This is a genomic window from Roseibium aggregatum IAM 12614 (assembly GCF_000168975.1).
Taxonomy (GTDB): Bacteria; Pseudomonadota; Alphaproteobacteria; order Rhizobiales; family Stappiaceae; genus Roseibium; species Roseibium aggregatum.
Map to the genome: position 1 here is coordinate 537,074 of NZ_AAUW01000001.1, position 14,443 is coordinate 551,516.

Here is a 14,443-nt window from a genome sequence, read left to right on the forward strand (position 1 = left end):
TCTCGGCTCAGCTAAGCGGCGCGTAGACGCGCTCAAACCGCCGGCCGAGGCTTGTCAGATATTCGTAATCGATCGTTTCGGCATAAGCGGCAAGATCGGATGCTGCAACACCTGGCCCCAGCATTTCCACAAACGCGCCGCGCCGAAGCAGATGGTCCGGCACGTCCGTGACGTCAAGGGTGATCATGTCCATGGAGATCCGGCCGAGGATAGGCGCCTTGTAGCCGCCGATCGTCCCGAAGCCACCGGGGCGTTCATCCGTGGAGCCTGCCCGCCGGATCATGCCGTCGGCATATCCGGCGGCGACGACTGCATTGCGCAAGGGGCGCGTCGCGGTCTGTTTCGCGCCGTAGCCAATGGTGTCACCCTTCGGAACGTCGCGCACCATCATGATGCGGGCCTCCACCTTGGCCACCGGTTTCATGGGGTTGGGCTCTGTTTCAATGGCCAGTCCGCCGTAAAGCGCGATCCCGGGACGAACAACATCGAAGTGGTACTCCGGCCCGAGCAGCACCCCGGCGGAATTTGCCAGCGAACGCGGAATCAGGGGGAAGGGGGCAGTTGTTTCGGTGAACAGTTTGAGTTGCCGCCGGTTCATGGGATGGTCAGGGTTGGAGCCACAGGCGAGATGGCTCATCACCAGCGATGGCTGGAACGGCCCGAGGGCGGCGGTGTCACTCAGAGCCTGGGTAAACTCTTCCGGCGTCAGGCCAAGCCGGTGGATGCCGGTGTTGACATGCACCGCGGCTGGAAAACTCTTGCTCGCGCCCCTGCAGATCTCCGACCACTCGACAAGTTCTTCAAGGCTGCCGAGGACAGGGCGTATATCGTGCTTCAGGAAATGCTCCGCCGTGCCCGGGAACAGCCCGTCGAGCACATAGATGACAGCGTCTGGAAGACTGGCGCGCAGCGTGAGGGCCTCGGTCGGCACTGCAACGAAAAACGTTCTGCATCCCGCCTGATAGAGCGCCGCAGCGGTTTTATCCTGGCCTGTTCCATAGGCATCGGCTTTCAGAACGGCGGCGCAGTCGGTGCCGCCGCCCACCTTGTCTTTCAGCAGGGACCAGTTCGAAACGATTGCATCGAGGTCGATCGTGAGGCGGCCGCCGTAAAGGTCGGAAGGAAAAGCGTGTTCACAAGTCGCAGGCACGGTCCGGATATCTCTCCAGTCAGAATCAATGTCTGAAATTCGAGTGAGAGCTTACCGCATTGCGAGACAATTGCACCAACGGCCAATCCGCTGACTGCGTGACCAAATGAAGCGCTGTAGAGTGTTTTTCGCTGTTGCCGCGGTAGTCTGGCCCGAGACCGGCCTCAATCCATATAGAGAAATTCGACGCCCGCTTCGCCGGATCGGATCCAGCGCAATTCGCCATAGAAGCGCAGCTTGCGGCTTTCGATTTCAATGGTGATGCGCTGATTTTGCACCAGCCCCTTGGTGTTGGTGGCAATGCGACAACCGCCGACGCTGATATCTTCCACCACACAGGGGCGATGGGTCGCTTCCTGCTTCAGAAGACCGGGCCACTTGCATCTTTTACGGGGAAAGATGCGAGCTTCCTCAAGGAGTTTTTGTGCCGACGAAAACAAGATGCGGTCACCTGGAAAGCATTTTTCGTGAAATTCTTTCTACTTAAAGTAAGTGAAGAGGTTTAACAGTGGATTAATAAAAGGCCGGTGCAAATAGCATTGTGAACTTCCGCAAGTGGATGAAGACGCTGGCGTGCCCACGGAATGAAGAGGCCCGCTGGCCGTCTTGCGAAGACGGCCTTTTTGCGGACGCGAGCCGCCGACCTATTCGTAGCGTTCGGGCAGGTGATCTTCTTCCGCAAGGTCGGAAAAGCGGGTGTACTGGCCTTCGAAGTGAAGGTTGGCGGTGCCGGTCGGGCCGTGACGCTGCTTGGCGATGATGACTTCGGCCTTGCCCTTGAGCCGCTCCATATCCCGTTGCCAGTTTTCATGTTCCACCGTTCCGAACTCCGGTTCGGTCTTGGACAGATAATATTCTTCGCGGAACACGAACAGAATGACGTCGGCGTCCTGCTCGATGGAACCTGATTCACGCAGATCCGACATCATCGGCCGTTTGTCGTCGCGTGATTCCACCTGACGGGAAAGCTGTGACAAGGCGATGATCGGCACATGCAGTTCCTTGGCGAGCGCTTTCAGGCCCGTGGTGATTTCGGTGATTTCCTGAACACGGTTGCCTGAGTTCTTGTTCGAACCAGACAAGAGCTGGATATAGTCGACCACGAGCAGATCAAGACCGCGCTGACGTTTGAGGCGGCGGGCCTTGGCCACCAGCGAGGCGATGGAAATACCACCGGTCTGGTCCACATGCAGCGGAACGGCCTGCATGGTCTGGGCGCAGGCGGCCAGCTTCTCGAATTCCGCTTCCGTGATATCGCCACGGCGGATCTTGGAAGACGAGATTTCCGCCTGTTCTGAAATGATACGGGTGGCAAGCTGTTCGGCGGACATTTCCAGCGAGAAAAAGCCGACGACGCCGCCGTTGACCGTTTTGAGCGAGCCGTCCGGCTGTTCCTCGGCCTTGTAGGACTGGGCGATGTTATAGGCAATGTTGGTTGCCAGAGAGGTTTTGCCCATCGCGGGACGGCCGGCAAGCACGATCAGATCCGAGTGCTGCAGACCACCCATCAGCCGGTCGAGTTCGCGAAGTCCTGTGGAAATGCCGGAGAGGGCGCCTTCACGGTTGTAGGCGGCATGCGCCATTTCGATTGTTTCGGTCAGCGCGTCGCCAAAGGCAACGAACCCACCCTCGCTGCGCCCGGTCTCAGCCAGTTCAAACAGGCGGCGTTCGGCATCGTCGATCTGCTGGGACGGCGGCACGTCGATCGGGGCATCGAACGCGATGTTGACCATGTCCTCGCCGATTCGGATCAGATTGCGCCGGATGGCCAGATCATAAATGGTCCGGCCATAATCCTCCGCATTGATGATCGAGGCGGCATCGCCTGCCAGGCGCAGAAGAAACTGGGTCGCGGACAGATCCGCAATCTTTGCGTTGGCCGGATAGAAGGTCTTGAGCGTGATCGGCGACGCGGTTTTACCCGCGCGGATCAGATGGCTGATCTTCTCGTAGATGTCCTGGTGAGCCGGAACGAAAAAATGATGTGGTTCCAGAAAGTCTGAGACCCGGTAGAACGTCTCGTTGTTGACGAGAATCGCTCCCAGAAGCTGACGCTCCGCCTCGGCATTGTGTGGTGCCAAGCGCTGGATGTCTTCTTCCGTTTCGACCTTCTGCAGCGTGCCCTTCATAGCGTCCCCCGTTGACCCAAGTTCATTGGGAATACTCTGTGACGGGTAAGGGCTCAAGGTTCAAAAAGGGGTGTTTTCGATTCTCACCGGCTTGGGCAAATCAGCGGGGAAAGAATCGAATCCAGCTTGACTCTGAACTCGATTGCAGACTCAAGGGGCTAAGTCTTAGTTGTTGAATTTTATGATATTTTCGCAGAGGTTAATGGTAGGTTAATGAATTTTCGATAAGTTTCAAGGCCTTGGGCCGGAAACTGAAACGCCAGCATTAGGCGTCGTGCGCGGTCTTCCAAAAAGTTGCCGGCAAACAAAAAAACGGCGCTGAAACCAGCGCCGCTTTCTCAAGTCAACCGGAGAAGGAAAGCGATTAGGCTTCTTCTTCTTCCGTTGCTTCTTCAGAAGCTTCTGCACCTTCTTCGGCGTCTTCTGCTTCTTCATCTTCTTCGAATTCGAAGACGTCCATTTCCGGGGTGGAGAGATCTTCACCGGCGGCCTGACGGACAGCTTCGTCTTCAGAACGGGCAACGTTGACGCTGATGGCGACTTCGACTTCCGGGTGCAGCTGGATCAGAACACTGTGCAGACCGATCGTCTTGATCGGGTTGCGCAGTTCAACCTGGCTGCGGGAAACGGAGAAGCCTGCCTTGGTGAGGCCGTCAGCGATATCGCGTGTGGATACGGAACCGTAGAGCTGACCGGTTTCGCCAGCGGAACGGATCATCACCAGGGACTCGCCGTCGAGCTTGGAGGCAACGCCTTCAGCTTCGCTCTTGCGCTCAAGGTTACGAGCTTCGAGCTGAACGCGTTCGCGCTCGAAACGCTCGAGGTTCGCCTTGTTGGCGCGCAGCGCCTTGCCCTGCGGCAGCAGGAAGTTACGGGCATAGCCGTCGCGCACGCGAACGGTGTCGCCCATCTGGCCGAGCTTGGCGATACGCTCAAGAAGGATAACTTGCATGTCATTTCTCCTACTGTCCCACCCGGTGAGGGTGGTTAGAGGCCGTTTGCCCGCGGCCCCAATTCGGGTCTTCCGGGAACCCCCGAAAGAAACGTCTCAAGATTTTCGAGAAACGCTTAGCTGATTACGAACGGCAGCAGGCCGAGCAGGCGGGCGCGCTTGATCGCACGAGCCAGTTCACGCTGCTTCTTCGCGGAAACCGCGGTGATGCGGCTCGGGACAATCTTGCCGCGCTCGGAAATGTAGCGCTGCAGCAGGCGGATGTCCTTGTAATCGATCTTCGGCGCATTGGTGCCGGAGAACGGGCAGGTCTTCCGGCGACGGAAGAACGGACGGCGGCTCGGGAGCTGTGCAACATCAACCATCAATCTTACTCCCCTTCTGCGCGGCGCGGAGCGCGCTCACCGCGGTCACCACCGCGTCCACCGCGGTCACCGCCGCGATCGCCACCACCAAAGCGGCCACCACGATCGCCACCACGGCGGTCGTCACGGTCACGCTTCTGCATCATTGCAGACGGCTCTTCGTCCAGTTCATCAACCTTGAAGGTCATGAAACGCAGAATGTCTTCGCTCAGGCCCATCTGACGCTCCATCTCGGCAACCGCGGCGTGCGGAGCGTTGATGTTCATGAGGGTGTAGTGAGCCTTGCGGTTTTTCTTGATACGGTATGCCAGGGAACGCAGACCCCAGTTTTCCACCTTGCCGACAGTACCGCCGGCGCCTTCGATGAGGCCCTTGTACTGTTCGACGAGTTGTTCGACCTGCTGGGCCGAAACGTCCTGGCGAGCCAGGAATACGTGCTCGTAAAGAGGCATGGAAATAGCCTTTCTTCGTGTTGACAACGCGGGGTCGGCGCAGAGCCTCCTCGTAGCCCCGGAAAGGCACGAGAATTCTAACGAGAGCGGGAACACGGGAAGTCGGATCCGATCAAAGATCCTGGCATCATGCCCTTCCGTTCAGCCCCCGGCCAAACCCCGGATGAAGCGCGCTCTATACCCTGTTTTTTGGAAAATGCAAGCAAGATACGGCGGAAGACACCGAAAAGAGGCCAGCAGCAGCAAGGCTCGCAGTTTGGAAGATCGTCTGGCTGTCTATATATAGCATGTTCGCGAGACAGGTAACGGGAGGATCGGTTTCGCGCGCAAGACAAGACCCAAAGGTTTGCCGGATATTTCAGGGACAATCAGGACAAAGGAAAACCGGCAAAACCGCCTGAAAACGGGAAATGATTGGCCTTCGGGCCTTGACAGTTTGGGCAAGACCGTATCATAGCCTCGCGCCAAGTTTGATTTCAGCCTGCATGGGCTGTCTTCCCCGCTTTCTAGAAAGCCGTCGACCTGTCGCTATAAGAAGAACAAGGTCCGCTCACGAGTCACGGAGGCGTTTCCAGATGACCATTGCATTCACATTTCCCGGCCAGGGCAGTCAAGGCGTTGGCATGGGCAAGGCCCTTGCGGACGCCTTTCCCGAAGCCAAGGCCGTGTTCGACGAAGTCGACGAGGCGCTTGGTCAGAAGCTGTCCGACGTCATGTGGACCGGCCCGGAAGAAACGCTGACGCTGACCGCAAATGCGCAACCGGCCCTGATGGCCGTCAGTCTTGCGGCAATGCGCGTTCTGGAAGCCCGTGGTCTCGATCTCGCCGGTAGCGTTTCCTTCGTTGCCGGACATTCGCTGGGTGAATATTCGGCTCTGGCCGCTGCCGGCAGCCTGGACATTGCCACTGCGGCGAAGCTGCTGCGGGTGCGCGGTGACGCCATGCAGAACGCAGTTCCGGTGGGACAGGGCGCAATGGCGGCACTGCTGGGACTTGAGTTCGATGTCGCTGTTGAAGTGGCTGAAGCTGCCGCGCAGGGAGAAGTCTGCCAGGCTGCAAACGACAATGCACCGGGACAGGTGGTTGTCTCCGGTCATCTGGCCGCTGTCGAGCGCGCCGTCGAGATTGCCAAGGCCAAGGGCGCGCGCCGTGCGGTGATGCTGCCGGTCAGTGCACCGTTCCATTGCTCCCTTATGGGACCGGCTGCCGAAAAAATGGCGGAAGCACTGGCAAATGCTGAAATCCGGTCTCCAGCGGTCCCGCTGGTTGCGAATGTGCTGGCACGTCCGATCACCGATGCTAACGAAATCCGTGATCGTCTCGTCCAGCAGGTGACGGGAACCGTGCGCTGGCGGGAAAGCATCACCTGGCTTGCCGAAAACGGCGTCGACACCTTTGTCGAGATCGGGACCGGCAAGGTGCTGACCGGCATGGTCAAGCGCATCGCCAAGGAAGCGACCGGCATGGCGGTCAACTCTCCGGAAGATATCGACTCTCTTATGGAAAAGATCTCCGGATAAGGCGTATATCGGCCGGGACGTCGATTTGGCCCGCCGAGGGCCCAACAGGAACAATGGAAGGATCCCAAATGTTCAGCTTGGAAGGGAAAAACGCGCTTGTCACCGGTGCAACCGGCGGGATCGGCGAGGCAATCGCCCGGTCGCTCCACGCACAGGGCGCAACCGTCTCCTTGTCCGGCACGCGGGCTGAAAAGCTGGAAGCGCTGGCTGCCGATCTTGGCGAACGCGCCTTTGTGACCCCGGCGAATCTGTCCGACCGCGCGGCGGTCGATGCCCTGTTGCCCGCAGCCGAAGAGAAAATGGGGTCTGTCGACATTCTGGTGAATAATGCCGGGATCACGCGCGACAACATCTTCATGCGCATGAAAGACGAAGAGTGGGATCAGGTTCTTGAAGTGAACCTGTCGTCCGGCTTTCGCCTGTGCCGTGCCGCGATCAAGGGCATGATGAAGCGCCGCTCTGGCCGCATCGTCGGCATCACGTCCGTGGTCGGCGTTACCGGAAACCCGGGGCAGGTGAACTACGCGGCGGCCAAGGCCGGTATGATCGGCATGTACAAGTCGCTTGCGCGGGAAGTCGCCAGCCGAAACATCACGGTCAATACGATTGCCCCCGGTTTCATCGAAACTGCGATGACCGATGTGCTGAACGACAAGCAAAAAGAATCGATTTTGACGAGTGTCCCTGCAGGGCGTTTGGGCACTTCCGCCGAGATTGCTGCAGCCGCCGTCTATCTGGCCAGCGATGAAGCCGCTTACGTGACCGGGCAAACCCTGCACGTCAACGGCGGCATGGCTATGATTTAAAAGGAATTTTTGCCGAGCAGGCAAAAAGAATCCGGGCCGCTGAGAAGCGGTCTGGATCGGCTGGTAAAGGTCAACAAAGTGTGTTACCAACCCGCCGATTGTTTCGAATTGCATATTTGGGTCAAATAAACCGGCCTGAGTGTGCGGCGACATCTTAAAGACCGCGACTTCGCGCCACCGCTTGTTTGCAAACCGGATGGGGGCAGTTTCGCGAGTAACGAATAGATGAAAACTAAGGAAGTGAAAGATGAGCGATATCGCGGATCGGGTAAAGAAAATCGTCGTTGAGCACCTCGGCGTAGATGCTGACAAAGTTGTTGAAGGTGCAAGCTTCATCGATGACCTGGGCGCAGACAGCCTTGACACCGTCGAGCTGGTCATGGCCTTCGAAGAAGAATTCGGCGTTGAAATCCCGGACACCGCAGCAGAAACCATCCTGACCGTTGGCGACGCTGTCAAATTCCTGGAAGCCAACAAGTAAGGGCGAAGCCTTTCTTGTGAATGTTTGAAGATCGGGGCCGGCGGGGCGAAACCCCGCCTGGCCCTTCCAACGTAAGTGCGGGTGTATGAGGCGAGTTGTCGTAACTGGGTTGGGCATGGTGACGCCGCTTGGCTGTGGTGTCGATGTCACTTGGAAAAAGATCCTCGAAGGAAAGAGCGGGGCCAATAAGGTCACGAACTTCAAAGTTGACGATCTGGCTTGCCAGATCGCATGCCAGATCCCGCGTGATCCCTCCGCTGAAGGCGCGTTCAATCCGGATGACTGGATGGACGTCAAGGAACAGCGCAAGGTCGATGATTTCATCGTCTACGCGATGGCTGCTGCCGACCAGGCAATGGCTGATTCCGGGTACAAGGCAGAGACTTACGAACAACAGGCCCGTTCGGGCGTTCTGATCGGCTCCGGTATTGGCGGCCTTCAGGGCATCGAACAGGGGGCTCATCTGCTGGCCGAAAAAGGCCCGCGCCGAATTTCTCCGTTTTTCATTCCCGGCCGCCTGATCAATCTTGCCGGCGGGTATGTCTCGATCCGTCACAGTCTGAAGGGCCCGAACCACGCTGTCGTGACTGCGTGTTCCACCGGTGCGCACGCCATTGGCGATGCGTCCCGGCTGATTGCCTTCGGCGATGCGGATGTCATGGTTGCCGGTGGAACGGAATCCCCGGTCTGCCGTCTTGCGCTCGCGGGCTTTGCTGCCTGCCGCGCGCTGTCCACGGCTTTCAACGACACCCCGGAAAAAGGATCCCGTCCCTACGACGTCGCACGCGACGGCTTTGTGATGGGCGAGGGCGCCGGCGTTGTCGTGCTCGAAGAATACGAACATGCGGTCCGCCGCGGGGCGAAGATCTACGGTGAAATCATCGGTTACGGTCTGTCCGGCGACGCCTATCACATCACCGCTCCGTCCTCTGACGGCGACGGCGCCTATCGTTGCATGGAAGCTGCGCTGAAGCGCGCCCAGGTAACGCCGGCCGATATCGATTATGTGAATGCTCACGGAACGTCGACGCCTCTTGGCGACGAAATCGAACTTGGCGCGGTGACGCGTCTTGCGGGAGAGCATGCTGCCGATCTGACAATGTCGTCGACAAAGTCTTCGATCGGTCATCTTCTGGGGGCTGCTGGCGCGGTAGAGGCCATTTTCTCCGTCCTGGCCATTCGCGATGGCATGGCTCCGCCGACGATCAACCTCGATAACCCGTCCGTCGAGACGGTCATCGACTTGGTGCCGCACAAGCCGAAGAAGTTGGACATCAATGTCGCCCTTTCGAACTCGTTCGGTTTCGGCGGCACAAATGCCTCGCTTGTCTTCCGCAAAGTTGCCGCATAACCCATTCAAGTTCTTCAGGCCGGTCCGATTCTTGCGGGCCGGCCTGAAACTTTGATTGTGACAACTGGTCCGTTTGAGCCTAAGTCAGGGATTTGGGGGCTCAATCTTGGAGGTGCGACCCAATATGCGCATTAAGCCCAAAAGCCCGCGTGAAGCCTTGCAGCCCGAACCGGCGCCTGCGCCTCCGCAACGCTCCCGGCACGTACGCAACCCCTTCGTCATCCTGATCAACATGGTCATTACCTTGACCGTGTTCGGGCTTGCCGCATTCGGGGGCGCGCTTTATTTCGGTAAACAGAAGTTCGAGGAAAAGGGCCCGCTGCAGAAGGAGGCCACTGTGGTGATTTCCTCAGGGGCAGGTCTTTCCGGCATCACCGACAGGCTTTCGGGGCAGGGGGTCATCAGTGACAATCTGCTGGACGAGTGGATTTTCAATCTGGGCATCCGCTTCTACAAGAATGCCACCAAGCTGAAAGCCGGCGAATACGCCTTCGCGCCCGGTGTTTCCATGCAAGAGATCATGACCGATCTGGTGGAAGGCAATGCGGTCACCCATTCGGTAACGATCCCGGAAGGCTGGACAACTGCCCAGATCATCGAGCGTGTACGCGAGCATCCCGTGCTCGTCGGCGAGATCACCGAAGCGCCGGCGGAAGGGGCCTTGCTTCCCGAGACCTATACGTTCGCGCGCGGGGCTTCCCGCCAGGAAGTCCTGAACCAGATGAAGGCAGCACAATCCAAGCTGCTGGCCGAAATCTGGGGTCGCCGTACCGAGGGGCTGCCGGTGAAGTCACCCGAAGAGCTGGTCATCCTTGCGTCCATCGTGGAAAAGGAAACGGCCCTTGCGGACGAGCGCCCGCGTGTGGCAGGCGTCTTCGTCAACCGCCTCAACAAGAACATGCGCCTGCAATCCGACCCGACGATCCTCTACGGGCTTTATGGCGGCGAGGCCTGGCTCAAGGATCGCTCGGCGATCAAGCAATCCGAGCTGAAGGCGGAAAACAAGTATAACACCTATCAGATCGACGGCTTGCCGCCGGGACCGATCGGCAACCCGGGCCGGGCGGCCATGGAAGCTGTCGCCAATCCGTCGCGCACGCAGGATCTCTACTTCGTGGCCGATGGAACCGGCGGGCATATCTTCGCCGAGACCTACGAACAGCACCAGGCGAACGTCCGCAAGTGGCGTAAGGTGGAAAGAGAACGCCGCCAGGCGGAACAAGATCAGGAAACGCAGCCGGCCACATCCAATTGACCGGAGCCCGCCGTGACGGCGGGCAGGAGGCGGCACTTTCGCGAAGGGGCACACATGGCACTTGCCAGCATGACGGGCTTTGCACGGGCTTTGGGTGAATCCGGAGCCGTGCGCTGGACCTGGGAACTGAGGTCTGTCAACGGCAAGTCGCTTGACCTTCGCATCCGGATCCCGACGGGGCTGGAGGCTCTTGAGCCGAAGATCCGCGAGCGCTGCGGCAAGCTGCTTCGGCGCGGGAATGTCTCCATCGGGCTCTCCATGCAGCGGGACCAGTCGGAACAGCAGCTTCAGGTCAATGAATCGGCGCTGGAAGCCGTTCTGGCGACCATCGATCTTCTCAAAAACCGCGTTCCGGATCTTGCTCCGCCGTCTCTCGACGCCATTCTGGCGCAAAAGGGCGTCTTCGAGCTCAAGGAGCCTGAAGAAGACGAAGACGTTCAGGCGGCGCTTCACAACACCTTGCTGACGACACTGGATGCGGCGCTGATCGATCTCGTCGACATGCGCCACAGCGAGGGGCAGGCTATCGGCAAGGTCGTGCGCGATCAGATAGACAGGATCGCCGAACTGACACAGGCCGCAGAGGATCTGCCGGCACGCAAACCGGACGCCATCAAGGCGCGGCTGAAGCGCCAGCTTTCCGACCTGATGGATGCCTCGGACGGGCAGTTGGATCCGCAGCGCCTGCATCAGGAAGCTGTCTTTCTGGCCACCAAGGCCGACATTCGCGAAGAACTGGACCGACTGCATGCGCATGTGGCGGCGGTGCGCGAACTGATGGACACCGGCGGAGCGATTGGCAGGCGCCTGGACTTCCTGGCCCAGGAATTTAACCGGGAAGCCAATACCTTGTGTTCAAAGTCCAACGACGTCGACCTGACCGCCATTGGACTGGACTTGAAGTCCTTTATCGATCAAATGCGTGAGCAGATACAGAATCTGGAGTGAGCCACATGTCCGACGCACCTGCCGGGACCTCAACTGGAACCATCGTCAGTGCGGAGCAGGCCGAGCAGCAGCGCCGTGGCCTGATGCTGGTGCTGTCGTCGCCGTCCGGAGCCGGAAAATCGACCATCGCGCGTCTCTTGCTGCAGAACGAAGACAATCTTGCCCTGTCCATTTCCGTGACCACGCGCCCGCGCCGGTCCAGTGAAGTCGATGGCGTTCACTATCACTTTATCGATGCTGGCCGTTTCGAGCAGATGCGCGAGCATGACGAATTGCTGGAGTGGGCTGAAGTGCATGGCAACTACTACGCCACACCGCGCGGACCAGTCGAAAACGCCATCGAGAACGGCAAGGACATCCTGTTCGACATCGATATCCAGGGCACCTTCCAGCTCTATGAAAAGATGCGCGACGACGTCGTCTCCATCTTCATTTTGCCGCCGTCCATTGCGGAAATGAAATCGCGTCTGAAGCGGCGTGCGGAAGATGAGGACACCGTTATCCTCAAGCGCATGAAGACCGCTGTCGGGGAAATGCGTCACTGGTCAAAATACGATTATGTCGTCGTCAATGACGATCTGGAGCGCGCCTATGAGAATGTCCGCGCAATCCTGAAGGCAGAGAGACTGAAACAATTCCGCTCGCCGAAGATCGGGCCACTCATCCAAGGAATGGTCGACGATCTCGAAACGGAACTTGCTGAAAAGTCCTGACTGATTAAACGCCTGCGGATAGAGGCATGTCCTGGCATTTGAATGAAGGCCAGAAACGGAGCCCGGTAGGGGACGCCGAACGGTGCGCGTCAACTATGACCTCGGCCCGTTGAGAGTGCTTTTCCAATTAGTCCTTTTCGTCCGTTTTGTGACTTTCGACAGCGTCGATAGATCGGGCAGACGCGCGTGAAAGGTGATTTAGACTTCGCCACCCGTGGTTGGGGCTTTTGCCAGACGCGTTAGCCCCAGGTTTGGCGATCCATTCGAGCGTGACTGCGTCGCGTGAACACTCGGAAGGAGGATCGCGAGGCAAACCGGAAGAGCCTGCATCCGGTCGTTTGTTAAACTGCCTGAGCAGCCCGGAATGTGTTTGCAAGGTCGACGAAGCCTGCGATGTCGATCTCTTCTGCGCGAGCCGTCGGTTTCAAGCCGGCCTTTGTGACAAGCTCTTCAGCATCCGCAGACAGCGATTTGAGGCTCGCTCGCAGCATCTTGCGTCTTTGTCCAAAAGCGGCAGCGGTAATCTTTTCAAGGGCTTTCAGGTCGCAGGGCAGGGGCGAGGCGTTTGGTTCCAGATGGACGACTGCCGACGTCACCTTCGGGGGCGGCGTGAAGGCTTTGGGGCTGATATCGAACAGGATGCCCCCCTTGCAGCGCCAGCCTGCCAGCACGGCAAGCCTGCCATAGGCCTTTGACCCTGGCGACGCACTGATCCGTTCGCCAACTTCTTTCTGGAACATCAATGTCAGTGACGACCAGAACGGGGGCCAGTCCGGCGTTGTAATCCAGTTGATCAGCAACTGGGTGCCGACGTTATAAGGCAAGTTGGCCGCGATCCTGACCTTGTCGCCTCCGGTGAGCGCCACCGGGTCGATTTCAAGGGCATCGCCTTCAATGACTTCCAGACGGCCCGGGTAATGCGCAGAGATCTCGGCAAGAGCCGGCAGGCAGCGGCTGTCCTTTTCAATCGCAATCACCCGTTTCGCTCCGGCTGCCAGCAAGGCCCGGGTCAATCCTCCGGGTCCGGGGCCGACTTCCAGCACGGTGCAATCCTCAAGGCTACCTGCAGATCGAGCGATACGGGAGGTGAGATTGAGATCAAGCAGGAAATTCTGCCCCAGTGATTTCTTGGCGTTAAGGCCATGCTCGGCGATGACATCGCGCAACGGGGGCAAATCGTCTATCTGTGCCATTGTTGGGTGTCGCTCTAGAACCGGTCAGGATTGGCAAGAACATCGGCCATGCGCAAGGACGCGGCGAAACTGTCAACCCTGGCTGTGCCGCTTCCTGCAAGGTCGTAGGCCGTGCCGTGATCGGGAGACGTTCGGACGAAAGGCAGTCCGAGGGTCACATTGACGCTGTCATCGAAGCCGATGGTCTTCGCCGGTATCAGAACCTGGTCGTGATACATGCCGAGCACGCAGTCGTACTGCTGGCGGGCAGGCGGATGAAACAAGGTGTCGGCCGAATGCGGTCCGCTGGCGTTTATGCCCAGTGCCCGCAAGCGTGCAATGGCTGGCTCGATAACGTCACGCTCTTCCGTTCCAATCGAGCCGTTTTCGCCAGCGTGGGGGTTCAGACCGCAGATCGCAAGCCGTGGAGAGGCATAGCCAAATCGTGTTCCGAGGTCGTTCGCGGTGATCTCCGCGGTTTCGACGATCAGGTCTGTCGTAAGTGCTGAGGGAACATCGCGAAGGGGGATGTGAATGGTTACAGGAACGACCATCAACTCCGGTCCGGCAATCATCATCACCGGTTTTGCCGGTTCCCCAGGCCAATGCTTTTTGGCCAGAGCGCCCAGATACTCCGTATGGCCGGGAAATGCGAAACCGGTTCGGTAAAGAGCCGCCTTGTTGATCGGGTTGGTCACAAGCGCGCAGGCAACGCCTGATTTGATGTCCTCGACACACCCTTCAATCGCGGAAACGACAGAAGCTGCCGTTTCAGGTGCTTCCACACCCGGCTGGTCGGAAAGAGCCGGCCCGGTCTGCACGATGGGGAGCGCCTTTGGGAAAACTGCGGCAGCCTCGTCCTGTGCCACCATCTTGAGCCGTGCATTCAGCCCCATTCTTTGGGCTCGCCCTTGCAGCAGCGCTTCATCGCCGCGGATGTAGAACGGCGGCAGGCCTAGAGCCTTGCGATTGGCCCAGGCAATCAGAGCCAGATCCGGGCCGATCCCGGCAGGTTCTCCCATGCTGACGGCGATCGGCTTTTGATTTGAGCGCATGCCGGATCAGCGATAGATGATGGTGGAACGACGGCGGATTTCCAGGAGATAGCGACGGGACTGGCTTTCGCCTTCCTTCTGTCGCAGCTCGTTT

The 14,443-nt window shown here is 58.8% G+C and carries 15 protein-coding genes; 7 read left to right on the plus strand and 8 right to left on the minus strand.

Translation table 11 applies throughout. The features are described from left to right. Positions 1 to 7: 7 nt before the first annotated feature. From alr to rpsF, 6 genes are all read right to left on the minus strand, one after another. Positions 8 to 1,150, minus strand: coding sequence for an alanine racemase (gene alr / locus SIAM614_RS02490; protein WP_006931814.1), 1,143 nt, complete (start codon positions 1,148 to 1,150; stop codon positions 8 to 10). A 164-nt stretch (positions 1,151 to 1,314) separates the two neighbouring features. Beyond that, positions 1,315 to 1,590, minus strand: a complete 276-nt coding sequence (locus tag SIAM614_RS31090; protein WP_006931815.1) for a PilZ domain-containing protein — start codon at positions 1,588 to 1,590, stop codon at positions 1,315 to 1,317. 204 nt (positions 1,591 to 1,794) lie between these two features. Further along, complete coding sequence (locus SIAM614_RS02500) at positions 1,795 to 3,279, minus strand: replicative DNA helicase (protein ID WP_006931816.1); 1,485 nt, start codon at positions 3,277 to 3,279, stop codon at positions 1,795 to 1,797. Positions 3,280 to 3,643: 364 nt separating this feature from the next. Next, positions 3,644 to 4,231: a 50S ribosomal protein L9 gene (rplI, locus tag SIAM614_RS02505; RefSeq protein WP_006931817.1), complete on the minus strand. Its 588-nt coding sequence runs from the start codon at positions 4,229 to 4,231 to the stop codon at positions 3,644 to 3,646. Positions 4,232 to 4,347: 116 nt separating this feature from the next. Further along, a complete protein-coding gene (gene rpsR, locus SIAM614_RS02510) occupies positions 4,348 to 4,596 on the minus strand; it encodes a 30S ribosomal protein S18 (protein WP_006931818.1) in 249 nt (82 codons plus the stop codon). 5 nt (positions 4,597 to 4,601) lie between these two features. Then, positions 4,602 to 5,048 (minus strand): 30S ribosomal protein S6, encoded by a 447-nt coding sequence (rpsF, locus tag SIAM614_RS02515; RefSeq protein WP_006931819.1) that lies wholly within the window; start codon positions 5,046 to 5,048, stop codon positions 4,602 to 4,604. 575 nt (positions 5,049 to 5,623) lie between these two features. Here rpsF and fabD point away from each other — a divergent pair. The 7 genes from fabD to gmk all read left to right on the plus strand — a co-directional run bounded on the left by fabD (position 5,624) and on the right by gmk (position 12,122). Next, entirely contained in the window at positions 5,624 to 6,568 is a 945-nt protein-coding gene (fabD, locus tag SIAM614_RS02520) for an ACP S-malonyltransferase (protein ID WP_006931820.1), read from the plus strand. A 68-nt stretch (positions 6,569 to 6,636) separates the two neighbouring features. Next, positions 6,637 to 7,374 carry a 3-oxoacyl-[acyl-carrier-protein] reductase gene (gene fabG, locus SIAM614_RS02525; RefSeq protein WP_040438820.1) on the plus strand — a complete coding sequence of 246 codons (738 nt, stop codon included), beginning with the start codon at positions 6,637 to 6,639 and terminating at the stop codon, positions 7,372 to 7,374. A gap of 247 nt (positions 7,375 to 7,621) precedes the next feature. Next, positions 7,622 to 7,855 (plus strand): acyl carrier protein, encoded by a 234-nt coding sequence (locus SIAM614_RS02530; protein WP_006931822.1) that lies wholly within the window; start codon positions 7,622 to 7,624, stop codon positions 7,853 to 7,855. 85 nt (positions 7,856 to 7,940) lie between these two features. Further along, a complete protein-coding gene (gene fabF, locus SIAM614_RS02535; protein WP_006931823.1) occupies positions 7,941 to 9,206 on the plus strand; it encodes a beta-ketoacyl-ACP synthase II in 1,266 nt (421 codons plus the stop codon). 124 nt (positions 9,207 to 9,330) lie between these two features. Continuing rightward, entirely contained in the window at positions 9,331 to 10,461 is a 1,131-nt protein-coding gene (gene mltG, locus SIAM614_RS02540; protein WP_006931824.1) for an endolytic transglycosylase MltG, read from the plus strand. A gap of 54 nt (positions 10,462 to 10,515) precedes the next feature. After that, positions 10,516 to 11,409: a YicC/YloC family endoribonuclease gene (locus SIAM614_RS02545; protein ID WP_006931825.1), complete on the plus strand. Its 894-nt coding sequence runs from the start codon at positions 10,516 to 10,518 to the stop codon at positions 11,407 to 11,409. A 5-nt stretch (positions 11,410 to 11,414) separates the two neighbouring features. Beyond that, on the plus strand, positions 11,415 to 12,122 hold the full coding sequence (gene gmk / locus SIAM614_RS02550; RefSeq protein ID WP_006931826.1) for a guanylate kinase: 708 nt from the start codon (positions 11,415 to 11,417) through the stop codon (positions 12,120 to 12,122). A gap of 341 nt (positions 12,123 to 12,463) precedes the next feature. On the opposite strand, the gene rsmA is transcribed toward gmk, so the two are convergent. Together rsmA and pdxA are read right to left on the minus strand one after the other, a co-directional pair. Beyond that, complete coding sequence (rsmA, locus tag SIAM614_RS02555) at positions 12,464 to 13,315, minus strand: 16S rRNA (adenine(1518)-N(6)/adenine(1519)-N(6))-dimethyltransferase RsmA (protein ID WP_040438823.1); 852 nt, start codon at positions 13,313 to 13,315, stop codon at positions 12,464 to 12,466. A gap of 14 nt (positions 13,316 to 13,329) precedes the next feature. Beyond that, a complete protein-coding gene (gene pdxA / locus SIAM614_RS02560) occupies positions 13,330 to 14,349 on the minus strand; it encodes a 4-hydroxythreonine-4-phosphate dehydrogenase PdxA (RefSeq protein ID WP_006931828.1) in 1,020 nt (339 codons plus the stop codon). Between the last annotated feature and the right edge of the window lie 94 nt (positions 14,350 to 14,443).